Source organism: Actinomadura nitritigenes, from assembly GCF_017573545.1.
GTDB lineage: Bacteria > Actinomycetota > Actinomycetes > Streptosporangiales > Streptosporangiaceae > Spirillospora > Spirillospora nitritigenes.
In genome coordinates, this window is the sequence record NZ_JAGEOK010000040.1 from 18729 (window position 1) to 41496 (window position 22768).

General features: G+C 72.5%; 14 protein-coding genes and 1 pseudogene. 8 read left to right on the top strand and 7 right to left on the bottom strand.

What is annotated here, in order from left to right:
• Positions 1-115 precede the first annotated feature (115 nt).
• From J4557_RS41505 to J4557_RS41515, 3 genes are all read right to left on the bottom strand, one after another.
• Positions 116-1996: a class I SAM-dependent methyltransferase gene (locus J4557_RS41505; protein WP_208272324.1), complete on the bottom strand. Its 1881-nt coding sequence runs from the start codon at positions 1994-1996 to the stop codon at positions 116-118.
• The gene (locus J4557_RS41510) at positions 1986-4646 is read right to left on the bottom strand and encodes a hypothetical protein (protein WP_208272325.1); all 2661 of its coding nucleotides are present in this window, start codon (positions 4644-4646) and stop codon (positions 1986-1988) included. Before J4557_RS41510 ends, J4557_RS41505 begins: the two co-directional genes overlap by 11 nt.
• 78 nt (positions 4647-4724) lie before the next feature.
• Complete coding sequence (locus J4557_RS41515) at positions 4725-5489, bottom strand: ABC transporter ATP-binding protein (RefSeq protein WP_243777194.1); 765 nt, start codon at positions 5487-5489, stop codon at positions 4725-4727.
• Positions 5490-5611: 122 nt separating this feature from the next.
• On the opposite strand from J4557_RS41515, the gene J4557_RS51285 reads away from it, so the two are divergent.
• The gene (locus J4557_RS51285; RefSeq protein ID WP_279576372.1) at positions 5612-5743 is read left to right on the top strand and encodes a hypothetical protein; all 132 of its coding nucleotides are present in this window, start codon (positions 5612-5614) and stop codon (positions 5741-5743) included.
• Here J4557_RS51285 and J4557_RS52340 read toward each other — a convergent pair.
• From J4557_RS52340 to glf, 3 genes and pseudogenes are all read right to left on the bottom strand, one after another.
• A pseudogene (locus J4557_RS52340) lies at positions 5710-6426 on the bottom strand (ABC transporter permease); the annotation flags it as partial. The gene J4557_RS51285 and the pseudogene J4557_RS52340 overlap by 34 nt on opposite strands.
• Positions 6357-8438, bottom strand: a complete 2082-nt coding sequence (locus J4557_RS41525; protein ID WP_307800507.1) for a glycosyltransferase — start codon at positions 8436-8438, stop codon at positions 6357-6359. The gene J4557_RS41525 and the pseudogene J4557_RS52340, both read right to left, overlap by 70 nt.
• Positions 8435-9604 (bottom strand): UDP-galactopyranose mutase, encoded by a 1170-nt coding sequence (glf, locus tag J4557_RS41530; protein WP_307800508.1) that lies wholly within the window; start codon positions 9602-9604, stop codon positions 8435-8437. Before glf ends, J4557_RS41525 begins: the two co-directional genes overlap by 4 nt.
• Positions 9605-9738: 134 nt before the next feature.
• Here glf and J4557_RS41535 point away from each other — a divergent pair, with 134 nt between their 5' ends.
• Genes J4557_RS41535 through J4557_RS41550 form a run of 4 tightly spaced genes read left to right on the top strand, consistent with a single transcriptional unit; the run spans position 9739 to position 14897 of the window.
• Entirely contained in the window at positions 9739-11025 is a 1287-nt protein-coding gene (locus tag J4557_RS41535; protein WP_208272327.1) for a hypothetical protein, read from the top strand.
• 2 nt (positions 11026-11027) lie between these two features.
• The gene (locus J4557_RS41540) at positions 11028-12224 is read left to right on the top strand and encodes a hypothetical protein (RefSeq protein WP_208272328.1); all 1197 of its coding nucleotides are present in this window, start codon (positions 11028-11030) and stop codon (positions 12222-12224) included.
• On the top strand, positions 12221-13192 hold the full coding sequence (locus J4557_RS41545; protein ID WP_307800509.1) for a glycosyltransferase: 972 nt from the start codon (positions 12221-12223) through the stop codon (positions 13190-13192). The genes J4557_RS41540 and J4557_RS41545 overlap by 4 nt, the downstream gene beginning before the upstream one ends.
• Positions 13170-14897, top strand: coding sequence for a glycosyltransferase family 39 protein (locus J4557_RS41550; RefSeq protein WP_208272329.1), 1728 nt, complete (start codon positions 13170-13172; stop codon positions 14895-14897). The genes J4557_RS41545 and J4557_RS41550 overlap by 23 nt, the downstream gene beginning before the upstream one ends.
• Here J4557_RS41550 and J4557_RS41555 read toward each other — a convergent pair.
• Entirely contained in the window at positions 14894-16351 is a 1458-nt protein-coding gene (locus tag J4557_RS41555) for a family 43 glycosylhydrolase (RefSeq protein WP_208272330.1), read from the bottom strand. The two genes, J4557_RS41550 and J4557_RS41555, sit on opposite strands and share 4 nt — an antisense overlap.
• A 288-nt stretch (positions 16352-16639) precedes the next feature.
• On the opposite strand from J4557_RS41555, the gene J4557_RS41560 reads away from it, so the two are divergent.
• From J4557_RS41560 to J4557_RS41570, 3 genes are all read left to right on the top strand, one after another.
• The gene (locus tag J4557_RS41560; RefSeq protein ID WP_208272331.1) at positions 16640-18106 is read left to right on the top strand and encodes a sulfatase family protein; all 1467 of its coding nucleotides are present in this window, start codon (positions 16640-16642) and stop codon (positions 18104-18106) included.
• Between the two features lie 55 nt (positions 18107-18161).
• Entirely contained in the window at positions 18162-19286 is a 1125-nt protein-coding gene (locus J4557_RS41565) for an alpha/beta hydrolase (protein WP_208272332.1), read from the top strand.
• A gap of 111 nt (positions 19287-19397) precedes the next feature.
• A complete protein-coding gene (locus J4557_RS41570) occupies positions 19398-22694 on the top strand; it encodes a beta propeller repeat protein (protein ID WP_208272333.1) in 3297 nt (1098 codons plus the stop codon).
• Positions 22695-22768 lie beyond the last annotated feature (74 nt).

Sequence of the window (22768 nt, forward strand, 5' to 3'; positions counted from 1 at the left end):
GTCACGGGGTTCACCTGCGGTAAACATCGGACACCCCGCCCACCCCCGGATTGGCCGCACCCGGCCAACCCGGGGCGGCCGGCGTCCGCCGCGGCTCGGGGCCGTGCCGCGCGCCTCAGTCCCGGGGATCCGCCTTCGCCGGCAGGAAGGCGTCCAGCGTCATCGTCCGGTGGGGGTACTTCCAGTCCAGGCCGCCGAACGTGATGTACATGCCCTCCGGCCGGCCGGGCAGGAAGTAGTTCCCTGCCCACTGGTCGGGATTCGTCACGGGCGCGTCCGGCGTGAACTCCGCGCCCAGCGGCTCGTACTTCACGTCGGCGCCGAACACGGCGTACGCCGCGGCGTCCACGAAGTTGGAGTGCACGATGTCGCCGCGCAGGTGGGTGCCCTTGAGCGCGAGGCTGTGCACCCGGTCGCGGGCGAAGTGCAGTGCGCTGAGATCCTTCACGACCTGCCCGAAGGCGTGCGCCCCGTCGTGATGGATCATGGCGCGCACCGGGCTCTCCTCCAGCAGCACCTTCTCCACGTAGGTGGGCAGATCGCCGTGGAACACGCGGACGCGCGCCATGGCGCCCGGGAAGATCCGGCGCAGCCGTTCGTAGGTGAACTGCAGATAGGCGTGGTTGACGTCGACGAGATCCAGTTCCAGGCCCATCGGCTCGACGCAGCCGGCCAGCACGACGGACGAGCCGCCCATGAAGACGCCGACGTCGACGAGCCTGGTCAGCTCCTGGTGATGGGCTTCCGCGCGGCCGAAGAGGTCGAAGTAGTGCTTGGCGCTGCCCTGGTCCTCGTACGCGAGCCCCCCGGCCCCGACACGGGCGGCGATGCGGTCGAACACGGTGTTGTGGCCCGCGAAGCCCTCCAGGTCCGCGCGATGCCCGCCGAGGATGGGGATGCCCAGGGTCTCGTGCAGCTTCTCCGCGTCGACCAGGGCAGGGTCCTGCTCGATGAACGTCCCCCACGTCTCGCGGTGCATGGCGACGGTCGTGACGTAGTCGTTGACCCCGGGCGCCTTCGCGGCGCGTTCGGCGGCGGAAGGGCGGGACCGAACGCCGGCGGTGGCGCGGCCGAGTTCGGCCCGCAACTGCTCGATCTTCTGCTGCTGGACGGCGATGGTCTCGGCCAGCCGGTTCGCGTCGTCCGCGCGCGACACCGCCTCGTACTGCAGCTGCAGGACGCGGGAGTACAGCGCGATCCGGTTGTTCTCCATGGTCGCGAGCAGCGAGGACGACGTGAACGGCCGCAGCGAGGCGAAGATCCGGTCCGCGCCGGGCGCCCCGTCCCGGGCCAGCACGCCGAACCCGAACACCGCGGGGACGATCTCCAGCCGCCAGCCGCCGCCGTTCTCGGCCACCGCGTCCTCGACGGCCGTGAGGACTCCGTTGCGCTCCCCGCCGGCATGCGTCGCGGCCGTGAAGGCCCCCTTCCCGACGAAGCCCGCCGGGGTGACCTCGTCGTGCCAGACCGTCGGCCCGTCGGCCGTGTTCGGGTGCACGTCCTCCGGGGGCAGGGTGGACGGCTGGTAGTAGAAGTCGCGGCGGCCCGACGGCCACAGCACGTCATGGAGGACGACCACCGCGTCAGGGGCGTTCTTCATGATCCAGTCGAGTTCGGCGCGGACGACCGCGTAGTTGTGGTCGCCGTCCAGCACGTAGAGGTCGGCGGTCGGCAGCCCGTCCAGGGCCGCCGGGGAGTGCTCCTCGACCAGGTTGAGCCGGGGGTCGGAGTCCAGGACCGCGCGCAGGGTGTCGTCCGGGCTCGGCTCGACGCAGTACACGGTGGCCCCGAGGTCGGCGTAGACCGAGCTGACCTGGCCGGACTCCACGCCGACCTCGACCACCGTGCCGATCTCGCGGCAGTCGAAGACGAGCGCGAACAGCTCCCGGAACACCGACATGGAATGCAGGAGCATCGGCAGCTCGCGCGCCGCGCGGGCCTGCCGGTGCGGATCCTCGCGGGACCCGGTCATCTCCTCGCCTCGGTCACGAACCATCGCCGAGCTTCCTCCTGGCCACTCGTCCCGCTCCTGCCGCCACGCCCCGGACACCCGCCGCGCGGTACTCCTCGCGAAGCCGGTCGGTGAGCCGCGCGGTCCTCGCGGCCCGCGCGGCCTTCCTGTCGACGGGCATCCGCGGCGCCATGCCCGTCATCGACTGCGGCAGCATCGCGAACGCGATGGTGATCTGCCCCGACGACACCACCGGCGCCCCGGCGCGGCGGGCGAGCGGCAGCCACACCGCCGCGTAGGAGGTGTCGAACTCCATCAGGTTGCCGCCGAGGTAACGGCAGTCGGCGTAGTGCAGACCGACGAAATCCTCGGGCTTGTCCCAGCGCAGCACCTGCTCGTGCCGCCGTCCGCCGGCGATGACCCGCGCCTCGATCCAGTCGACCCGCACGATCGCGGGCCGGCCGGGAACGGCCAGGGAGATGTCCACCGTGTCGTGGTGCTCGAAGGCGAAGCGCGCGAACGACAGGCCGTTGTGATTGATCCTGACCCGCCGCCGGATCGGCTCGTGCCAGCGGTCGTCCGCCGTCCGGTACCGCAGCCGCGTCTCGTAGCTCTCACCGGACGGGTCGAAGTCCTCCGCGCGGATCGCCCCGTCCGTGATCGCCCTGGCCGCGGCGCCGAGCCCGGTGTCGGACGCGGCCAGCAGCGCGGGCCAGAAGGAGTCCCGCATGTGCAGGTCCTCGAGGTCTCCCGGGGACAGGTACGGGATGGCGGGCTTCAGGTCGGCGGGCAGCAGCGTGGTGACCAGCGTCGAGCCGAAGTTGTCCTCGTGCACCCAGTTGCCGAAGACCGCGGCCTCGTCGGAGGTGGGCGACCGCAGTGCCGAGATGAGGATCCGGGCCAGCCGCTCCCGGGCGGCCGGGAGCGTGAGGCTGGGCCAGGCGCCCTCGGCAGCGGCCACGTACCGGTTCCATGTGCGCTGGAACGCCAGGATCCCGTCCTGGACGGTTCGGCGTTCGGCGTTCTGCGAGGGCGAGTCGGCGGCGTCCCCGAGGACGGGACCGCCCTCCTCGGTGAAACCGATCAGCGATCCGCACAGCGCGTTCACGCACTGCTCCACGATCTCCGGGCTGCGGGTGACCGTCGCGGCGACCTCGGCCGGGTGCCCGGCCTGCGCCAGATAGCCCTCGGCGCGCAGGCCGGCCAGGTACAGCCGCTCGGCCCGGTTGTCGGTGGCCAGGTAGAACCCGGCCGGCGCGATGTCGATGCCGGCGATCTCCAGCACCCGCGCGAGCTGGCGCTGGATCGTCCCGCCCCAGCCGAGGTCGACCAGGGTCAGCTCGGTGCCGTCGAGCGCGCCCGCCTCCCGCAGCGACCGGATCAGCCGCTCGCGGGCGGCGGTGACCGTGACGGCGAGCCGGTTGCACAGGTGCGGCGTCTCGGTCAGCGCCTTGCTGACCCGGTCGGCGATGTCGCCGTTGTCGACGACGGTGTCCAGCTCCGTCGCGAGCCCGGGCACGTCGCCGGGCTGCAGTTCGAGGACGGCCAGCGTCTGCCGGACGGTCAGCTGGTAGCCGCTGCGGACGAACGCGTGCACCGCGTCGGTGTCGAAGGGGTCGAGGCCGGCCAGCGACGTCACGAACCGCGACAGCCAGACCGGTCTGGCCTCCAGGTCAAAGCCCCGGACCCGCGCGGCGTCGTTGATCAGCTTGGAGAGCAGCTCCCCCTCGCGCATCGGGCACCACAGCGTGCGGGTCCCGTTCGCGGCCGCCCGCTCGGCGACCCACTCGGCGAATCCGGTCAGCACCGGGCCGAGCACGCCGGCGCCGTAGCGCCAGGTCGTCTCCAGTGCCGAGGTGGCGAACGGACCGCCGGCCTGGACGGCCTTGGCCCGCAGGCTCGTCAGGCCGAGGTCGCCATGGCGCCCGTCCAGGTCGGGGGCGTGCTCGCCCGCCGGGCTGAGCGGCTCGTGCTCCCGCTGGAGCACCTGCGTGTACGGCTCGTCCAGCCGCCGGTAGTGGACGGTGCGCAGGCCGAGCCCGGCCGGGACCTCGTCGTCGGCGATCTCGTTGTCGCCGACGTGCACGATCTGCTCGGGGCTGCGGCCCAGATCGCGCAGCACGATGTCCCACAGGCCGGACGCCTTGTCGGTGCCGTGCTGGTTGGACCGGAAGATCCGGACGTCCTCCATCGGGCCGAGTTCCGGGCGGTCGAGCAGATGCGCCAACTGGTCCTGGGTGAAGTAGGTGTCGGAGACCAGGACGACGTCGATGTCCTGCTTCCTGGCGGCGTTGATCACATGGGCGACGTCCAGGTCCACCACGGTGATCTCGCGTTCGAGGTCCACCTCCGCCGCGACGAGCTGGTCCAGGGGCGCGGAGCCGAACAACCCGGCCGGCATGGCCCGCCAGATGTCGAACAGCGAGACCTCGGTGCCGAGGGTGTCGCGGCTGCGGCGGGCCCTCTCCTCGGCACCGATCCGCATCCGCCGGAAGGTCGCGTCGGTCACCCATTCCGGGCAGAGGCCGGCATCGCGCAGGCGGGCGCCGAGCAGGGCGAAGGCGTCGGTGGGACGGGGCACGCGGCGCCACAGCACGGTGTCGAAGATGTCCAGGGACAGGACGGAGCACGTTCCGTCGGCGACGATCCGGTAGACGTTGTCGAGGAGTGGGTGGCCGGCTTCGTTCGCGCTCATCGCCGCGTTCCTTCCATGGATTCCGGCCTGGTCCCCCGTCCGGACCGGTGGCCGCGCCGCCCGGCGGCTCGGGATACCTTATCCACCGATTTCTCCCATTGCCGCCGCTCGGCGGGCCTGCCGGTCCTCGCGGACGAGCCGCCCCGCCTCCTCGGTGGGCCCGTCATAGACGACCCGGCCCTGCCGCATCGTGACGCCCCGGTCGCAGAGCCCGACGAGCATCTGGATGTCGTGCGCCACGACGACCATCGTCCGGCCCTCGCCGCGAAGCTCCCGGATGCGCGCGAGGCACTTCTCCCGGAACGGCGGGTCCCCCACCGCCAGCACCTCGTCGATCAGGAAGACGTCCGGCTCGGTGTGCGCGGCGATGGAGAACGCCAGCCGCATGAACATGCCGGACGAGTAGAACTTCACCTGGTCGTCCAGGAAGCGCTCGACGCCGGAGAAGTCCACGATCGCGTCGAACTTGCGGTGGATCTCCGCCCGGGACATGCCGAGGATCGCGCCGTTGAGGTAGACGTTCTCGCGGCCGGTGAGCTCGGGGTGGAGGCCGGCGCCCACGTCGATGAGCCCGGCGATGCGGCCGCGCACCCGCACCGACCCCTCGTCCGGCTGCATGACCCCGGACATGAGCTTCAGCAGCGTGCTCTTGCCGGACCCGTTGAGCCCCATGAGCGCCACGGTCTCGCCCTGGTGCAGGGTGACGCTCACCCTGTCCAGCGCGGTGAACCGGTCGGAGAGCCGCTGCTTGCGGAACGCGCGGACGCTCATCTCCTTGAACGAATGGGCATGGCGCAGGGTGAAGTGCTTCGACACGGAGTCGATGACGATGGAGGGGATCAACGGCTACAGCTCCTGAGCGAAACGCTTCTGCAGGCGGGAGAAGAGCAGCCGCCCCGCGAAGAGGATCAGCAAGCTCGCGGTGAGGGCGATGCCGGCGCGCCCGTAGAGGTGCGGGGGGGAAGGTGAAGGTCCCGTCCGTCCCCGGGTACCAGCAGGCCCGCTGGAACAGCGAGATGGCGCTGACGAGCGGGTTGGCCAGGTACAGGTCGAGCACCCAGCTCGGCGCCTTGTTCCGCACGGCCACCCACGGATAGATCATCGGCACCGACCAGGTGATGACGATCATCGAGATGTCGACGACCTGCTCGAGGTCGCGGAAGAAGACGTTGACCGCCGCGAAGATCAGCCCGAGGCCGAACCCGAGCACCACGACGATCGCGAAACCGAGGGCGCCGGCGCCCAGCGCCGCCGGCGACGGCCGCCACCCGGCCGTGACCGAGGCGATCATCACGATGATCACCCCGGGCAGGAAGTGCACCAGCGAGACGAGCGTGGACGCCGTGGGGAACAGCTCCCGGGGCAGGAACACCTTCCGGACGAGCGGCGCGTTCCCCGTCACCGACCGGGTCGTCGAGTGCAGCGTCTCGGTGAACAGGTTGACCAGGACCATGCCCGAGAACAGGTAGACCGGGAAGTCCTCGACCGACTTGTTCGTCCCGAGGAAGACGCCGACGACGTAGAAGTACACCAGGAACTGCACGGTCGGCCGCACGTAGGACCAGCCGAGGCCGAGGAACGATCCTTTGTACCGTGCCCGCAGCTCCCGGCGTACCAGGAGCCGCAGGAGGTACTTGTTGCGGAAGGTCTCGCGCAGGCCGCCGCTGTCACCGGGCGGTCGGAGCGGGGCCGGTTCCGTTTCCGTGACCGTCATTCGTCGGCGGACCTCGTGGGACGTGCGGGGGCGTCCTGCTCCGCGGACTCGAACGTGCGGCGCCATGCCTCCGGAGAAGCCAGCTCGTCCATGGCCACCCGGTACCGGCCGGTCAGCTCCGGCCACTCCCGGCTGAGCCGGGCGTGCAGGACCGAGGCCCGCCGGAGGATCCGCCTGAAACGCTCCGGATCACGCTGGTACCAGGCGACCTTGGTGCCGTCGGCCGAGGAGACCAGCGCGCTGTCCACCTGCGAGAGCAGCCCCCAGTGCCGGTCGATGTGCGGGACCACCACCTGGGGGTTGCCGCGCGCGCCCGGGTCCACTGGACGCAGTTGCTTGACCGTCCCCAGCATCGCGCTCGCCAGGACGTTCACCTTGCCGCGGGGCGGCCGGAAGCCGCGGCCCCGCTTCGGGGGCTTGTTGCGGCGGACCGGCGGGAACTCCTCGTGGCTCGGCCGGTTCTGCGCGTCCGGGAAGGCCGTCCGCAGCGCGTTGATCTCGGCCAGCTTGCCGGCGATCCCCGCGTGCATGTGCGCCGGCCCGGTCAGCACGTCCTCGATCGCCGAGAGCATCAGCTCCGCGGCCGAGTACTGCATCGCGAGCGCGTGCTTCACCGTGATGATGAAGCTCTCCTTGACGAGGTTGCCGCCCCGGTCGTACGGGGAGTGCAGCAGCGCGGTGACCAGCCGGTTGCGCTCGTGGAAGTACGCCTGCCAGTCGATGCCGTCGTCCTTGTCCTGCCAGGGGACGTGCCAGGCGGCCATCCCGGGCAGGGACACGGTCGGGAAGCCGGCGGCGCCCGCCCGGACGCAGTACTCGGCGTCGTCCCACTTGATGAACATCGGCATCGAGAGCCCGACCTTGCGGAGGACGTCGACCGGGATCATGCACATCCACCAGCCGTTGTAGTCCACGTCCACGCGCCGGTGCAGCCAGGCGGTCTCGCGCAGGCTTCCCGAGCTGGTCTTCACGCGCGGGCCGGACGCCTCGGCGAGCGCCTCGGGGACGGCCGGCTTGGCGAAGTCGTGCTCGCGCCAGGTGCTGGGAGCCTCCTCCCACCACCAGCGGTACTTGGCGATGACCTCGCCGTAGGCATGCAGCTGGGATCGGACGTACAGGTTGAACATGTGCCCGCCGACGATGGTGGGCGTCCGGGCGAAGTCGGAGAAGGCGACCGCCCTCAGGATCCCCTCGGTCTCGGTCACCACGTCGTCGTCGAGGAGGAGCACGTAGTCGCTGGTCCCGGCCTGGAGCGTCTCGTCCATCGCGCGGGAGAAGCCCCCGGACCCGCCGAGGTTCGGCTGCTCGATCAGCCGCAGCCGGGCGCCGAGCGCGTCGGCGGCCGCCGCGAACCTGTCGTCGTCGCGCACGTTCTCGTTGCCCTGGTCGACGACGTAGACGCGGTCCACCACGTCGAGCACCTCGGTTGCGCGGCCGAGTGCCAAGAGCTGGTCCACGCAGAACGACGGGCGGTTGAAGGTGGTGATGCCGAGGCTCACCCGGCCCTGCCGGACGTAACCGCCGCCGGTGCCCGGAGCCGCGCACCATTCGGCCCGCTCCAGGACGGCGTCACGCTCGCCCGCCAGGATGTCCAGCCAGTACCAGCCGCCGTCGATGAACGGGCGGAGGCTGAGCGCGAACGTCTCCTCGCGGGAGGTCTCGGAGTCGATCCGGACGGAGGCGACCCGCTGCACATGGCCCTTGGAGCTGGACCGGTAGACGATCACGGTGCCCTCGCCGCGGGCGCGGACGCGCAGCACGACGTCCTCCACCGACGTCCAGCGCCGCCAGTAGCTCGCCGGGAAGGCGTTGAAGTAGGTGGCGAACGAGACGCGCTGACCGACCGGCACGACCACGCTGCGGCGGCCGACGTCGTCGCCCGGCGCGCCGGTCAGGCCCGCCTCCACCGCGGTCGAGGCCGCGAGCGCCTCCGCCCCGCGCGCGATCTCCCCCTCGACGTACAGCTTGAGCACGTCGAGGTCGCGGTCCACCGGCATCACGACGCGCTGCAGGACGCGCAGCGTCTCGCCCTCGCCGTCGGTGCCCCCGGCGCTCGGTGTCCCTGTCAGATCGGTCACTCGTCCTCGCCTCCGTTGATGAGACGCGCACCCTCGGCGAAATGGGGACGCAGCTGGTTGTCGACCATGCTCAGGGCGCTCGCGATCGCCATGTGCATGTCGAGGTACTTGTAGGTCCCGAGGCGGCCGCCGAACAGCACGCCGCCCTCGGCCCGGGCGAGCTCCCGGTAGGCGAGGAGGCGGGCGCGGTCGGCCGCCGTGTTGATGGGGTAGTACGGCTCGTCACCGCGCGCGGCGAAGCGGGAGTACTCCCTCATGATCACGGTCTTGTCCGCAAGGTAACGGTCCCGTTCCGGGTGGAAGTGCCGGAACTCGTGGATCCGCGTGTAGGGGACGTCCTCGTCGGCGTAGTTCATCACCGGCGTGCCCTGGAAGTCCCCGGTCGGCTTGACCTCCATCTCGAAGTCCAGGGTCCGCCAGCCGAGGTCGCCCTCGGCGTAGCCGAAGTAGCGGTCCAGCGCCCCCGTGTAGACCACGGGCACGTTGCCGACGACGTCGTCGCGCATGTCGAGGAAGTCGGTGTCCAGCCGCACCTCGATCCGCGGATGGTCCGCCATCCGCTCCAGCCACGCCGTGTAGCCGTCGACCGGCAGCCCTTCGTACACGTCGTTGAAGTAGCGGTTGTCGAAGGTGTACCGGACCGGCAACCGGGTGATGATCTCCGCGGGCAGGTCCCGGGGGTCGGTCTGCCACTGCTTGGCCGTGTAACCGCGGATGAACGCCTCGTACAGCGGACGGCCGATCAGCGAGACCGCCTTCTCCTCCAGGTTGGACGGGGCGGCCACCTCGGCCGCCTGCCCGGCGATCAGCGCCCGGGCCTCGTCGGGGGTGAAGCTGCGGCCGAAGTACTCGCAGATGGTGCCGAGGTTGATCGGCATCGAGTAGACCCGGCCCTTGAACGTCGAGTAGACCCGGTGCCGGTACCCGGTGAAGGAGGTGAACCGGTTGGCGTACTCCCAGACCCGCTTGTTGGACGTGTGGAAGAGATGCGCGCCGTACCGGTGGACCTCGATGCCGGTCTCGGGCTCGTCCTCGCTGTAGGCGTTGCCGCCGATGTGCCCGCGGCGGTCGAGCACGAGCACGCGCAGGCCGAGGTCGGCCGCGCACCGTTCGGCGACCGTCAGTCCGAAGAACCCGGAACCGGCCACCACGAGATCAATGTTCACTGGACGGCGTCCATCCCGTGTGGGGAGCGTGGAAGACTCGGCTGCGCAGAAAGGCATCAGCCGGGCCAATGGTACGGAATGGGGCTAAGATACCCGGCGTTCGATCGGTACCGAGGCAGGAATCCAGGAACGCGGTGGCAGCCCCGACTCCCCAGAGCACGACGCAGAGCGCGCGCCACGCGGTCTTCCTGCACGTCGGAGCCGCCAAGAGCGGCACCACCTACCTGCAGAACGTGCTCTGGCACAACCGGGACCGGCTGCGCAGGCACGGCTTCAACTACCCCGGCCGGGACCCCGCCGCCCACGTCAGGGCGGCCTTCGACCTGCGCCGCACCTTCTTCCGCGACGCCTCCGACCCCTCGACGCGCGGCGCCTGGCAGGAACTGGTCGGCGAGGCCCGCGACTTCCCCGGCACCACGATCATCTCGCAGGAGCTGTTCGCGCCCGCCCGCGTCCGCTACGTGCGGGAGGCCATGGCCGACCTGGACTTCGCCGAGGTGCACGTCGTGTTCACCGTGCGCGACCTCGGCCGGCAGCTGCCGGCGCACTGGCAGGAGGACGTCAAGAACCGGTTCACCACGCCGTTCGACGACTTCGTCGCCGCGCTGCGGCGCGCGGACTGGCGCAGCTTCGAGACCGCCCGGCTGTTCTGGGGGCTCCAGGACCCCGTCGCCGTGCTGGGCCGCTGGGGCGTGGAGCTGCCCCCCGAGCGGGTCCACGTCGTCACCCTCCCCCCGCCCGGAGCCCCCCGGGACCTGCTCTGGCAGCGCTTCTGCGCGGCCGTGGGCCTGTCCCCCTGGCGGTACGACCTGGCCGGCTCGTTCTCCAATCCGTCGCTCGGGCTGGCCGAGACGCTGTTCCTGCGGGACCTCAACGAGTCCCTCGACGAGCGCGTGGGATGGCACGTCTACAACGAGCAGGTCAAGCTCCATCTCGCGCAGGAGGTGCTGACCGGCCGACCCGCGCCTACCAAGATCACGCTGTCCGCCGACGACCTGATGTGGGCGACGGAACGGGCCATCGAGACGGTCGAGGGCCTGCGCGCGGCCGGCTACCACGTGGTGGGCGACCTCTACGACCTGATCCCCACCGCGCCCCGCGGAGGGCCCGCCGCGGCGCCTTCGTGGGCGGAGATGGCCGACGTCGGAACCGACGCCGTCGCGGCGCTGCTGCGGCGCCTCCTGGACGAGGACCGGCGCGGCACGGAGGTCGAGGGCTCGGCGGTACCGGTCACCGAGCGCCTCGACCTGCTGCGCGCGGAGACCGCGGCGCTGTCGGAGCACACCGCCCGGCTCGTCCGCGACGCGGCGCCGTTCTCCCAGCGAGCCGCCGAACGCTACCCTGCCGTCCGCCAACTGCGCGGCGCCTACCGCCGGATCCAGCGCGGCGGCCGACCCGACGTCGAGACGAACACGGGGTGACCATGGGCGGGAACCGACCCGGCAAGACCGTCTACCTGCACGTCGGAGCGCCGACCGCCGGCACGGCGTTCCTCCATGAGGCGCTGTGGGCCAACCGCCGGCGCCTCGGCGACGCCGGGGTCTGCTACCCCATCTCGGGGCCGCAGGAGCACTTCGGCGCGGTCATGGACCTGCGCGAGATGAGCTGGGGCGGGCACCGCGACCCCGCCTGGGACGGCGCGTGGGACCGCATGGCCGCGCGCGTCCACGACTGGGACGGTCCCACCGCGGTCTTCTCCCAGGGGCTCCTCGGGGGCACCACCGAGCACCAGGCGAAGCGGGCCGTGGCGGCGCTGGAACCGGCCGAGGTCCACGTGGTGTTCGCCACGCGCGACCTCGGCTGGCAGCTGATCTTCGACTGGCAGGAGCAGATCAGGCACACCCACACGATCACTTTCGAGCGGTTCGTCGACGACCTGATCAGCCTCGGTGAGCAGGCGCCCGAACCGTACGGGGAGATGTTCTGGGGACTGCACGACGCCGTCCGGGTCCTCGGAACGTGGGAGTCGGTGGTGCCGAAGGAGCGGATCCACATCCTCACCCTGCCGCCGCCCGGGGAGCGTCCCGGGCTGCTGTGGGAGCGGTTCTGCGCGCTCACCGGAATCGAGCCCGGCACCTGCGACCTCGGCGGGATCGCCGAGGAGGAGCCGCTCTCGGCGATCGAGGCGGAACTGCTGCGCCGGCTCAACGAGAAGATCGCCCCGGCGCTGGGCGGCGACTACGAGCGGCTGGTCCGCGAGCACCTGGTCGGGCACGGGCTCACCGAAGGGACCGACGGCACCGGACGCACCCGCATGGGACTCCCCGCACGGCACGCCGCATGGGCCGCCGAGCGGACCCGCGACCTCGCCGCGTCCCTGCGCGCCTCCGGCTACCGGGTGGCGGGCGACCTCGACGAGTTGACCACCTCCCGGCACCCGGAGCGGTCGCTGCTTCCGGGTGACGTGCCGCACGAGCTGATCGCCTCGGCGTCCGTCGGCGTCGCCGCCGCGCTCCTGCGCGAACTCGCGAGGGCGAACGAGCGCATCGGCCTCGCTCACCTGCAGAGCGAGCTCGCCGACGTCCGGGAGAACCTGGACCAGCTGCTGCAGGCGGCGGCCTCGGCGCCGCCCGCGCTGCAGCGGGCCGCCCGGCGCGCCACCGGCCGGCGGCTCCCGTGACCGCGGAGCCGGCAGGCGGCGGGGCCGAGTCCGTCGCCGCCGTGGTCGTCACCTACAACAGGCGGGATCTGCTCCAAGAGGCGCTGGCGGCGCTCGCCGCCCAGTCCCGCCGCCCGGACCATGTCGTCGTCGTGGACAACGCGTCCTCTGACGGCACCGCGGAAGTCGTGGCGCGCGAGTTCCCGGACACGGACCTGCTCGTCCTTCCGCGCAACATCGGCGGGGCCGGCGGGTTCGGAGCCGGTATGGCACGCGCCCTGGCGGCCGGCGCCGACCTGCTCTGGCTGCTGGACGACGACACCGTGCCCGGGCCGGACGCGCTCCATGAGCTGCTGCTCGCCCGCGGCGGGGCCACGGCCGCGGACGGGCCGCCGGCGCTCGTGGCGAGCCGAGTGGTGTGGACCGACGGCCGCGACCATCCGATGAACACCCCGCGCGCCAAGCCCCGGACCCCGGCCGCCGAGCGGGAGATCGCGCGTGCGGCCGGCTGCGTCCCGATCCGCTCCGCGTCCTTCGTCTCCGTCCTGGTCGACGCGGCCTCGGTGCGGGAGCGCGGTCTCCCCGTCGCCGACTACTTCCTGTGGAACGACGACTTCGAGTTCACCACCCGGCTGCTGCGCGGACGCCGGGGAGTGCTGTGCCCGCGCAGCATCGTCGTGCACAAGACCAAGGAGTTCGGCGGGGCGGACGCCGACCCGGGCGACCGCTTCTTCTACGAGGTCCGCAACAAGATCTGGCTGTTCAGCGGCAGCGCCGGGCTCGCGCCGCCGGAACGCGCCCTCTACGCGGGATCGACGCTCAGGCGCTGGACGCGCACCTTCGCCGGGTCCAGCGACAGGGCGGTGCTGCGGCGCGCGATGCTCCGCGGCATGCGGGACGGGCTGCTCACCCGCCCGAAGCCGACGGCCGACCTGCTGCGCGAGGTCGGAGTGGAGGTCCCTGGAGATGACGAGCCTCGCCCTCGATAGCCGGTTACAGAGCGGGGCGGCACGGCCGGAAGGCCGTCTCGCCCGATGGGCGGTACCGCTCGTCCCGGCCGCCGCCGCGCTCGCCGTCAGCCTGATCGGCATCGGCCGGCCCTCCTTCTGGCTGGACGAGGCCGCCACGATCAGCGCGACGAGCCGGTCCGTCGGCCAGATGCTGCACCTGTTCCACCACCTCGACCTCGTGCACGCCTTCTACTACCTGGTCATGAAGGTGTGGGTCGCGGCCTTCGGCGCGGGCGAGACGGCGCTGCGGCTGCCGAGCGCGCTGGCGACCACGGCGGCGGCTGCGGGCGTCGCCTTGATCGGCCGGCGCTGCGCCGGACCGCTCGCCGGGACCCTGGCCGGGCTGGCGTACGCGGGCTCCGTTCCCGTCTCGGTCTACGCGCAGGAAGCCCGCTCCTACGCGATGGTGACCACGGTGGCGGTGCTGGCCACCTACCTGCTCGTCCGGGGCGTCCATCCGCAGGAGCGGCATCCGTGGCGCTGGTTCGCGGGGTACGGCGTCGCGGCCCTGCTGCTCGGTCTCCTGCACCTCGACGGCATCCTGCTGCTGCCGGCGCACGGCACGACGCTCCTCCTGGCCCGTTCCAAGGCCCGGCGGACCTGGGTGCGGTGGACGGTCTGCGGCGGACTCGCCGGCGCCCTCCTTCTCCCGCTCGCCTTGGCCGCGCACACCCAGACCGAACAGGTGGCCTGGCTGCCCCGGCCGTCGTGGATGCTCGCCTGGCGGCTGGTGAAGTTCATGGTCGGCGGTTCCCATCTGGTGGCGCCGACCCTGGTGCTGGCCCTCATCGGCGCCTTCGCCGGCCTCCGGGCGCAGGGCGCGGACGGCGGGAACGGCACGGACGGCGGGGACGGCACGGACGGCGGGGACGGCGGGGACGGCGGGGACCGCGGGGACGGCGCTCGCCGAAGCGCGGCCGGATCCAGCGTCCCGCTCACCGTCCTCGCACTGCCCTGGCTGCTCGTGCCCTCCGCGCTGCTGTTCCTGGCGTCGATGGCGACCGACCCGATGTTCATCTTCCGCTACGTCCTGTTCTGCGTGCCCGCCTTGTCGCTGTTCATGGGCGCCGGGCTCGCGAGAGTCGCGGCTTTCTGGCGCCCCTGGCTAGGTGGCGCGCTGCTCGCGGTCGCGGTCGCGGCACTGGTCGTCCCGTCGATCCAGCCGCAGACCGCCGTCCGACGGCACGACGGCAAGCTCGACGACGTGCGCACCCCTGCGGAGATCGTCCGCCGCGAGGCGCACAACGGGGATCCCATCCTCTACCTCAACGGCGTCGTGCGCTGGGAGTCGGGCGCCTATCCGGACGCCTTCGGCCGCCTGCGCGACATCGGACTGGCCGAAGACCCCGTGCACGCGGGGAACTTCACGGGCCGTGACAAGCTCCCCTGGCAGTTGCGGGCCCCGCTCGTCCGCACGGACCGGTTGTGGGTGATGCGGACCAGGTCCATCAGCGAGACTCCCGGCCCCCTGGTCGACAAACGGCTGAAGCTGGTCCAGGCCACCGGCCCTTGGCGGATCGAGGGCAGATGGAGGTTCAAGGGCGGGCGGCTCATCCTCTACGTGCGGACCGGCCCGTACCGCTCTCCGTCGAAGGCCCACGGGCCCACCACCAAACCGAGGTCCACCGCCAAACCGAGGCCCGCCGCCCCGAAACCGCACCGCACCGCCCCGGCGGCGCCCTAACGGATCTCGAGGTAGTCGACCTGGCCCTGCCCGTCGATCCTCGCGAGGCTGAGGGTGTTCCAACCCGCGTTCAGGACCGCGTCGACCGTGCCGGACGTCCAGTCCGCATCCTTGGTCTCACGCAGCGGGAACGTCGCGTCCGCGACACCGTTCACCGAGAGCTCCAGGTGCGCGGCCCCGCCCGACCGGTTGGCGTATCCGATCCGCACCGAGTAGCGGCCGGCGGCCGGCGCGAACACCGGGACGTCCAGGCGGCAGCCGTCCCGGTCGAACGGGCCGACGGCCGAGCCGCCCGAGGCCTGCGGCCGCCGCAGCGTGGCGACGCAGCCGTTCAGCCGTCCCCGCTCGGCCTCGAAGCGGGCGGGCACCCCCCGCACCACGGGCCGGGAACCGTCCCAGCCGAGCGGGGCCACGAACATCCCGCGATCCACCGTCGAGCCGCCGTGGTGCTTCAGGATTCCGTGGAAGACCAGATGGTCGCCGGTCTCGTCGCTGAGGATGTCCGCGCTGCCGGGCCCCTCGACCGCTCCCCCGTACGCACCGGTGGACTGAAGCGGGCGCGGCGCCTTCCGGTACGGGCCTTCGAGCGACGTGGCCACCGCGTAGCGGGTCTGGTAATCCGACCTGAAGTACCAGCCGGCCGAGTAGAGCAGCACGTACTCGCCGCCGCGGCGCACGAGGTCGGGCGCCTCCACCAGGACGGGCTCGCTCCCGTCATGGCCGAGGATGCGCTTCGCCGGACCGTTCACGTGGAGCCCGTCCGCGGTGAGCGGCACGAGGTAGATCGCCGCCGTCCTTCTCTCGTCGCTCTTGTAGAGCAGGTACCTGGTCCCGTCGGTCTCGATGTAGGAGGACGGGTCGATGGCCCCGCCGAGGTCGAGCGGGCACACCAGTGGCGGTCCGTCGACCGGGACGAAGGGTCCGGCCGGCGAGGTCGACGTCGCGACGCCGATGCACTGGACGTCCCGGTCCCGGCGAGCGGCGGAGAAGTAGAGGACGTAGGTACCCGATCCCGAGGGCGGCGGCACGACCTCGGGCGCCCAGGTGCGCCCCGCCTCGGCCCAGGACGGGAGCCGTGCGAGGCCGTCACCGGGCGAGCGGGTCCACGGGCCGGCCGGTGACGGTGCGGTCGCCACGGGCATCGTCGCGTCCCCGTTGTTGGTGCCGTACGCGTAGTACCTGCCGCCCACCTTGATCGCCATCGGGTCGGCGAACCAGCCGTCGATCACCGGCTTGACGGGCGAGTACCCGGGCGGCGTGACCGGCGTCCGGGATCCGGCGGACGCGGGCGGCCGGACCGGGACACGCGTCCGCTGCGCGGCCGAGGGACCGGGTCCCGGCTTCGCCGCCCCCGGCAGGCAGGAGGCGGCCAGCGCCACGAGCAGCGCCACGACGGCGCTGATCACGGTCCCGCCCACCAGCGGTCTCGGCAACCCGTTCTGTCGCAGGTCCACGCCCTCCCTCGCCCCGTCCTCCCGCATGATGCCAACAAGGGGCATCGAACCGCGAACTGGCGCCAAGTGCACGAATCACCACAGGGCTGGTTACCCTTGCAGGCCGGACCTCTGATCGATAGCGCGCGGCCGGAGCCGCGGCACGAGACCGGACCGGACGCGCGTCCCCGCGCCAGGAGGGAAAGGCGGACATTGATCCGACAACGGCGGTCACGCCCGCGTGCGCGATCGGCCCGGCCTTCGCCGGCGCACCCGCGGGGACGCGCGGCGACCGCCCTCCTGTGCCTGGTGGCCGCGCTCCTGGCCGGCGGCTGCAGCGACCGGTCCGCGCCCGGCACCGTCCACGGCAAGCGGGGGACCGCGCCGGGCGCGGCGAAGAAGCCGAACATCATCTTCGTGCTCACCGACGACCTGTCGTGGAACCTCGTCGCGCACATGCCGCAGGTGCAGAGGATGCAGCGGGACGGGCTGACCTTCGACGAGTTCTTCATGGCCGACTCGCTGTGCTGCACGTCCCGCGCGACGATCTTCACCGGGCTCTATCCGCACAACACCAAGGTCCGCACGAACTTCCCGCCGCTCGGCGGCTACCAGGTCTTCGAGCAGCACGGCGGGGAGCAGAACTCGTTCGCGCCCGCACTGCAGAAGGCCGGGTACCGCACCGCGCTCCTCGGCAAGTACATGAACGGGTACCAGCCCGCCGACACGCAGGGCGGAGCACAGCCGTACGTACCGCCCGGGTGGGGCGAATGGTACGTCGCGGGCAACGGATACCCCGAGTACGACTACAACCTGAACGAGAACGGCCGCCTCGTCTCCTACGGGCACGAGCCGCAGGACTACCTGACCGATGTCCTGGCCGGCAAGGGCACCGATTTCGTACGGCGCGCCGCAGGCTCCTCCCAGCCGTTCTTCATGGAGATCTCGACGTTCGCGCCGCACGGCCCGTTCACTCCCGCACCGAGGTACGCCAAGAGCTTCCCCCACCTGAAGGCGCCGCGCCCGCCGTCGTTCAACGAGAAGGACGTCGGCGACAAGCCGTCCTGGCTGCGCAAGCACCCCAAGCTCGGCAAGGGCGCGATCGCCCGGATCGACGAGGGGTTCCGCGACCGGGTCCGGATGGTGCAGTCGGTCGACGACATGATCGGCCGCATCCGCGGCGAGCTGGCGTCGCTCGGCATCGACCGCGACACCTACGTGGTCTTCGGTTCGGACAACGGCTTCCACATGGGCGAGCACCGGCTCGCCGGCGGCAAGATGACCGCGTTCGACATCGACATCCACGTCCCGTACGTCGTCACCGGGCCCGGCGTCGGCGCGGGGCGCCATGTCGGCGCGTTCGCGCAGAACACCGACCTCGCGCCCACCTTCCTCGGGCTCGCCGGGCTGCCCGCGCCGCCGAGCGCCGACGGCCGGTCGCTGGTGCCATTCCTGCGCGGCGAGACGCCCGGCGGCTGGCGGCAGGCGGCGCTGATCGAGCACGTCAAGCCCCCGCCGTCGCGCGACGACCCGGACCAGCAGGACTCCGCGCCGGGCGCGCCGACGACCTACAACGCGATCCGCACGAGCGACGCGCTCTACGTGGAGTACGCCGACGGGGAGCGCGAGTACTACGACCTGAGAAGCGACCCGAACGAGTTGCAGAACACCGCGGGGCGGCTGCCCGAGCAGCGGCGCCGGGAGCTGTCGAACCAGCTGTACGCGTTCGTGCACTGCTCCGGGCAGGGGTGCGCCGCCGCCGGGCAGACCGGGTGAGCCGGGCCGCCGGGATCACCCGGGAGGGCGGCCCGAAGAAGGGGGATCACGATCCATGCAGCTGACCAGCACGGCCTTCGTCGTCCTCGTCTGCCTGCTCGCAGTGGCGGCCCTGGTCGGCACGCTGTGGGCGCTGCCGAGGGTCACCGGACGCGGTCTCGGCCCGCAGGCGGCCCGCGGCGCGCTCCTGGTCGGCTGCCAGCTGTTCATCACGCTCGCCCTCGTCACCGGCATGAACGCCTACTTCGTCTTCTACAACAGCTGGAGCGATCTCTTCGGCCGGCTGGACGGCCCCGTCGCCGTGCACGGCGCCACCGCCGGCCATGGCGCCTGGGCGAGCGGCCCCTTGGCCCGCACCGTCTCGCCGCTGTCGGCGCAGCAGGGCCTGCACGACCCGGAACGGGACGGGCGGCTGGAGCAGACGACGATCCGCGGCGCCCGGACGGGCCTTCAGGTGCAGGCGTTCGTCTACCTGCCGCCGCAGTACTTCCAGCCGCAGTTCAAGGACCGCCGCTTCCCGGTGGCGCTGGTTCTCGCCGGCTATCCGGGCGACCCGCGCGGCATCATCGAGCGGCAGGCGATGGTGAAGCTCGCCGCCAAGGACATGCGCAACGGAACGATCCAGCCGACCGTCTACGTCATCACCCGGACGATGGTCGCCCCGCCCCGCGACACCGAGTGCACGGACGTGCCGAGCGGGCCGCAGTCCCTGGCGTTCTTCGCGCAGGACGTCCCGAAGGCGCTGAGCGCGACCTACCGGCTGGCGGCCGACGAGCAGGGCTGGGGCGTGATGGGCCAGTCGACCGGCGGCTACTGCGCGGTGAAGCTGGCCATGATGCACTCCGACCGGTTCGTCGCCGGCGCCTCGCTCGGCGGTTACCTCCACGCGGTCAAGGACCCGACCACCGGAGAGCTGTACGGCGGCAGCGCGATGGTGCGCAACGACAACGATCTGATCTGGCGAGTCGGGCATCTGCCGCCGCCGCCCACCTCCGTCCTGCTGGCCTCCAGCAAGGTGGAGAAGGGGTACCGGCAGGCGCAGCAGTTCATCAAGATGGCGAAACCGCCGCTGCGGGTGGACACGCTGTTCCCCGACGACGGCGGCCACAACTTCGGCACGTTCACCCGGCTGACTCCCGAGATCATGCAGTGGATGAACGGCCGGCTGAAGGCCGGGTGACGGCGTTGCCGTCCGCAACGCGGCCCCCAGGGGCGAATGCCCCATTATCATCGCTCACGACCATCTGACACGCGGGCGACGTGTACGTGACCTCAGGCTGGGAGTGCGGGCGTGACTTCGACCGGAAAGCAGGACGGCGACCACGGGCCCGGGCAGGGCGGGGTCGAGCGTCCCGACGCCGGGCGGCCGGAGCAGGCGCCGCCGCCTCCCCAGTGGCTGGGCGAGCAGGGCCCGTCCGGCGCCACGCCGCTGCTGCCGGAGCCGGCCGAGCAGCCGCCGCCGTTCGGGGAGCCGCTGCCCGAGCCGGAGGACAACGAGTCCGACCGGACGATCAGCGACATCGACATCAGCGGGATGATGCGCACCCAGGTGTTCCCGGCCGGGAACCAGGGCGGGAACCAGGGCGGGGGCGAGGGCGGCGAGCCCGGCGCTCCCCCGCCGCTCCCGCCGTTCCCCGGCGCGCCGGGCGCCGCGCCCGCGGGCCCAGCCGCGCCCACCGGCCCGGCTTCCGGGGGTCCCGCTCCCGGTGGCCCGATCGGCGACCAGACCATCCTGGACGCCTCCGCCTGGCTCGGGAACACCGGCCGCGATGACGACGAGGACGACGACGCGGACGTCACCCGCGTGGAGCGTCCCGCCGCCTCCCAGCAGCCGCCCGTCCAGCCGCCGGCGCCGCCGACCCTGCCGCCCTTCGCGCAGCAGCCGCCGGTCCCGCAGCCGCCCGCGCCGTTCCCCTACGCCCAGGACGTCCCCGCGCCGCCCCCGGCGTCCGCGCCCGAGCCGTTCCCGTGGGCGCAGGAGATCCCCGGCGGCCCGCAGGCCGCGCTGCCGACCGCGCCCCAGGCCACACCGCAGCCCGCCCCGCCGCTTCCCGGTCCTCCGCAGCCCGGCCCCGCGCAGCCCGCGCACGAGCCGTTCCCCTGGGCGCAGGAGATCCCGGACAGCAAGCCCGTGCTCGGCGGGCCCGAGCCGTTCCCCTACGCCCAGGAGATCCCGGGCGTCCCGTCGCCCGCCTTCCAGCAGCCGCCGAACAGCGTGCAGCCCGTCGCGCCCCCGCCGGTGATCGACGAGCCATGGCGCAAACCCGCGGGGGGCGGCAAGAAGCCCCGCCGGAGCCTCAAGAAGCCGCTGCTCATCGGCACCGCCGTGGTCGCCGCGGCGGCGCTGGTCGGCGGCGGTATCGTGCTCGTGCCCCGGCTGGGCGGGAGCAAGGACGACGGCGGCTCCGGCGGCGGCGCCAAGCTGGCCGGCGCGCTGTTCCCCGTGAATCGCCCGGCCCAGACCGACGGCCGCGACCAGCAGATCACCGGTGTCGACTCCGCCGGGTCGACCGTCGTCGCGGTCGGTGGCGAGTCCGATCCGGAGAGCGCGCGCGGCCTGTTCCTCGTCTCCGCCGACGGGGGACGCACGTTCAAGTCCGCCACGCTCAAGGGCACCGACGGTGCGGTCCCCGCCCCGGGCGACGTGCCCTCCGCGGTGGGAGGCTCGTCCCACGGCTGGGTCGCCGTCGGCACCCGGACGGGCGGCGGCGGGGTCGTGTGGACCAGCACCGACGGGCGGACCTGGACCAGGCAGCCCGACCCCGTCGGAGACGTCTTCGGCCGGCACAGCCGCGTGCAGCGGATCGTCGGCACCGACTCCGGTTTCCTGGCCATCGGCGAGCGGAGCCAGAAGGGCGACTTCAGCGACGCGGTTCCCGTCGTCTGGCTCTCGGGCGACGGGCGCCGCTGGGAGGTGCGCGGGGGCGCCCAGATCGGCCTCCAGGTCGAGAACGGGACGTTCTCGCTCGTGGAGGCGGCCGCCGGCGGCAAGGTCATCCTGCTCGAGGCGCTCATCACCCCGAAGGGGGGCAGGCAGGGCCCTTACCGCAAGGTATGGCGTTCGGAGGACGGCGGCCGGACCTGGGCGGTCTCGGACGTGCCGGTGCCGAAGGGCAGCCGCGGCCTGGAGATCGGCGGGGGCCCGGCCGGCTTCCTCGCGATGCGCGAGGTCACGGCGTCCGGCGCGCCGGCCGGCCAGGCGTTCGTCTCCAAGGACGGCGCCTCCTGGACGAAGGCCGGCACGCTGAGCCCGAGCGGCTACCGGCGGACCAGCCAGGTCCTCGGCGACGAGCGCGGCTACGCCGCCGTCGTCGTCCGCGGGCGCGACGTGCTGGTGTCGCGGAGCGCGGACGGGCGAAGCTGGCAGGACGCGGGCACGTCGGAGTCGAAGGCCGGGCGCAAGCTCGAGGGGGCGGCACTGGCCGGTGACCAGACGGTGGTCGTCGGGAGCGAGCCCGGGGGCGGCGACACCGATCCGCTGCTGAGCGTCTGGGACGCGCACGGCGCCGCGATCCCGGTCGACCCGTCCAAGGTGGCCGGTGCCCTGCGGCCTGACCACACGGTCCAGGACGTCCGGGCGGCGGGCGGCCTCGCCGTCGCGGTGGGCAGCGCGTCCGGCGACGCCGCCGTCTGGTCGTCCAAGGACGGCGCCTCGTGGCAGGAGGCGCAGGGGCTCGGAGCGGCGTTCACCCGGCCCGGACCGCAGCGGCTCCTCGATGTGACGGACGGGAAGGCGGGCTGGCTGGCGGTCGGTTACGACCAGGCTTCGCCGCGGCGCCCGCTCGTCGTCACGTCGGCGGACGGTGCGGCCTGGCGGGCCGCCGACACCGCCGCCCCGTTCGCCGCGAGCAGGAACGGGGTGCCGGTCACGGCGGCCGCCGCGAGCGGCCCGGCCGGGTACGTGGTCGTCGGCACCGAGGGCCCTTCGGCGGCGACCTGGTTCTCCGCGGACCTGAAGACCTGGGAACGCGGTAAGAGCGCCGCCCCGAACGCCCTGGAGGGCAAGGCCGGGGCAGGCCACTGGATGCTGGACGTCGCGAACGGGCCTTCGGGCTACATCGCCGTCGGCGGAGGCCGCGATGGCAACGGGAACCACCCGAACGTGTGGACGTCGCCGGACGGCAAGCAGTGGACGCTGCAGCAGCTCAAACTGCCCGGCGGAGTGAAGGAAGGCCACCTCACCCGCGTCGCGGTCAAGGGCACAACGGTCGTCGCCACCGGGATAGCCGCCACGGAGCAGGGACTGAGCTGGCTCGGTTACGTGTCGGCCGACTCCGGACGGACATGGCGGCCGCTGGCCTCGCCCGGCGGCGGGACGAACGCGACGGTGACGGCCCTCACGTCCACCCCGAAGGGCTTCGCCGCGGCCGGCACGACGGGCGAGCCGGGCGCGACGGACGTGGTGTCCTGGACGTCGTCCGACGGTTCGTCGTGGAAGGTGTCGACCCCCACCGGCACGGGGCTGTCAGGCGAGGGCGACCAGCGGATCACCGGCTTGAGCGTGATCGGGAACTCGCTTCTGGGGGTCGGCGGCACCGTCGGCCAGAGCGGTGAGCAGCCGGTGCTGTGGAGCCGCCCCGTTCCGTAGGAAGGCCGCTGCAGGCCCCGAGCCGGCGGCCGGGGCCTGCGGCCGCTCGGTCCGGCGCGCCTTCCCGACCGGGA

Coding starts and splice junctions, on each gene's coding strand:
- J4557_RS41550 (WP_208272329.1), top strand. CDS start 13,170: ATGACGAGCCTCGCCCTCGATAGCCGGTTACAGAGCGGGGCGGCACGG.
- J4557_RS41565 (WP_208272332.1), top strand. CDS start 18,162: ATGCAGCTGACCAGCACGGCCTTCGTCGTCCTCGTCTGCCTGCTCGCA.
- J4557_RS41510 (WP_208272325.1), bottom strand. CDS start 4,646: ATGAGCGCGAACGAAGCCGGCCACCCACTCCTCGACAACGTCTACCGG.
- J4557_RS41505 (WP_208272324.1), bottom strand. CDS start 1,996: ATGGTTCGTGACCGAGGCGAGGAGATGACCGGGTCCCGCGAGGATCCG.
- J4557_RS41540 (WP_208272328.1), top strand. CDS start 11,028: ATGGGCGGGAACCGACCCGGCAAGACCGTCTACCTGCACGTCGGAGCG.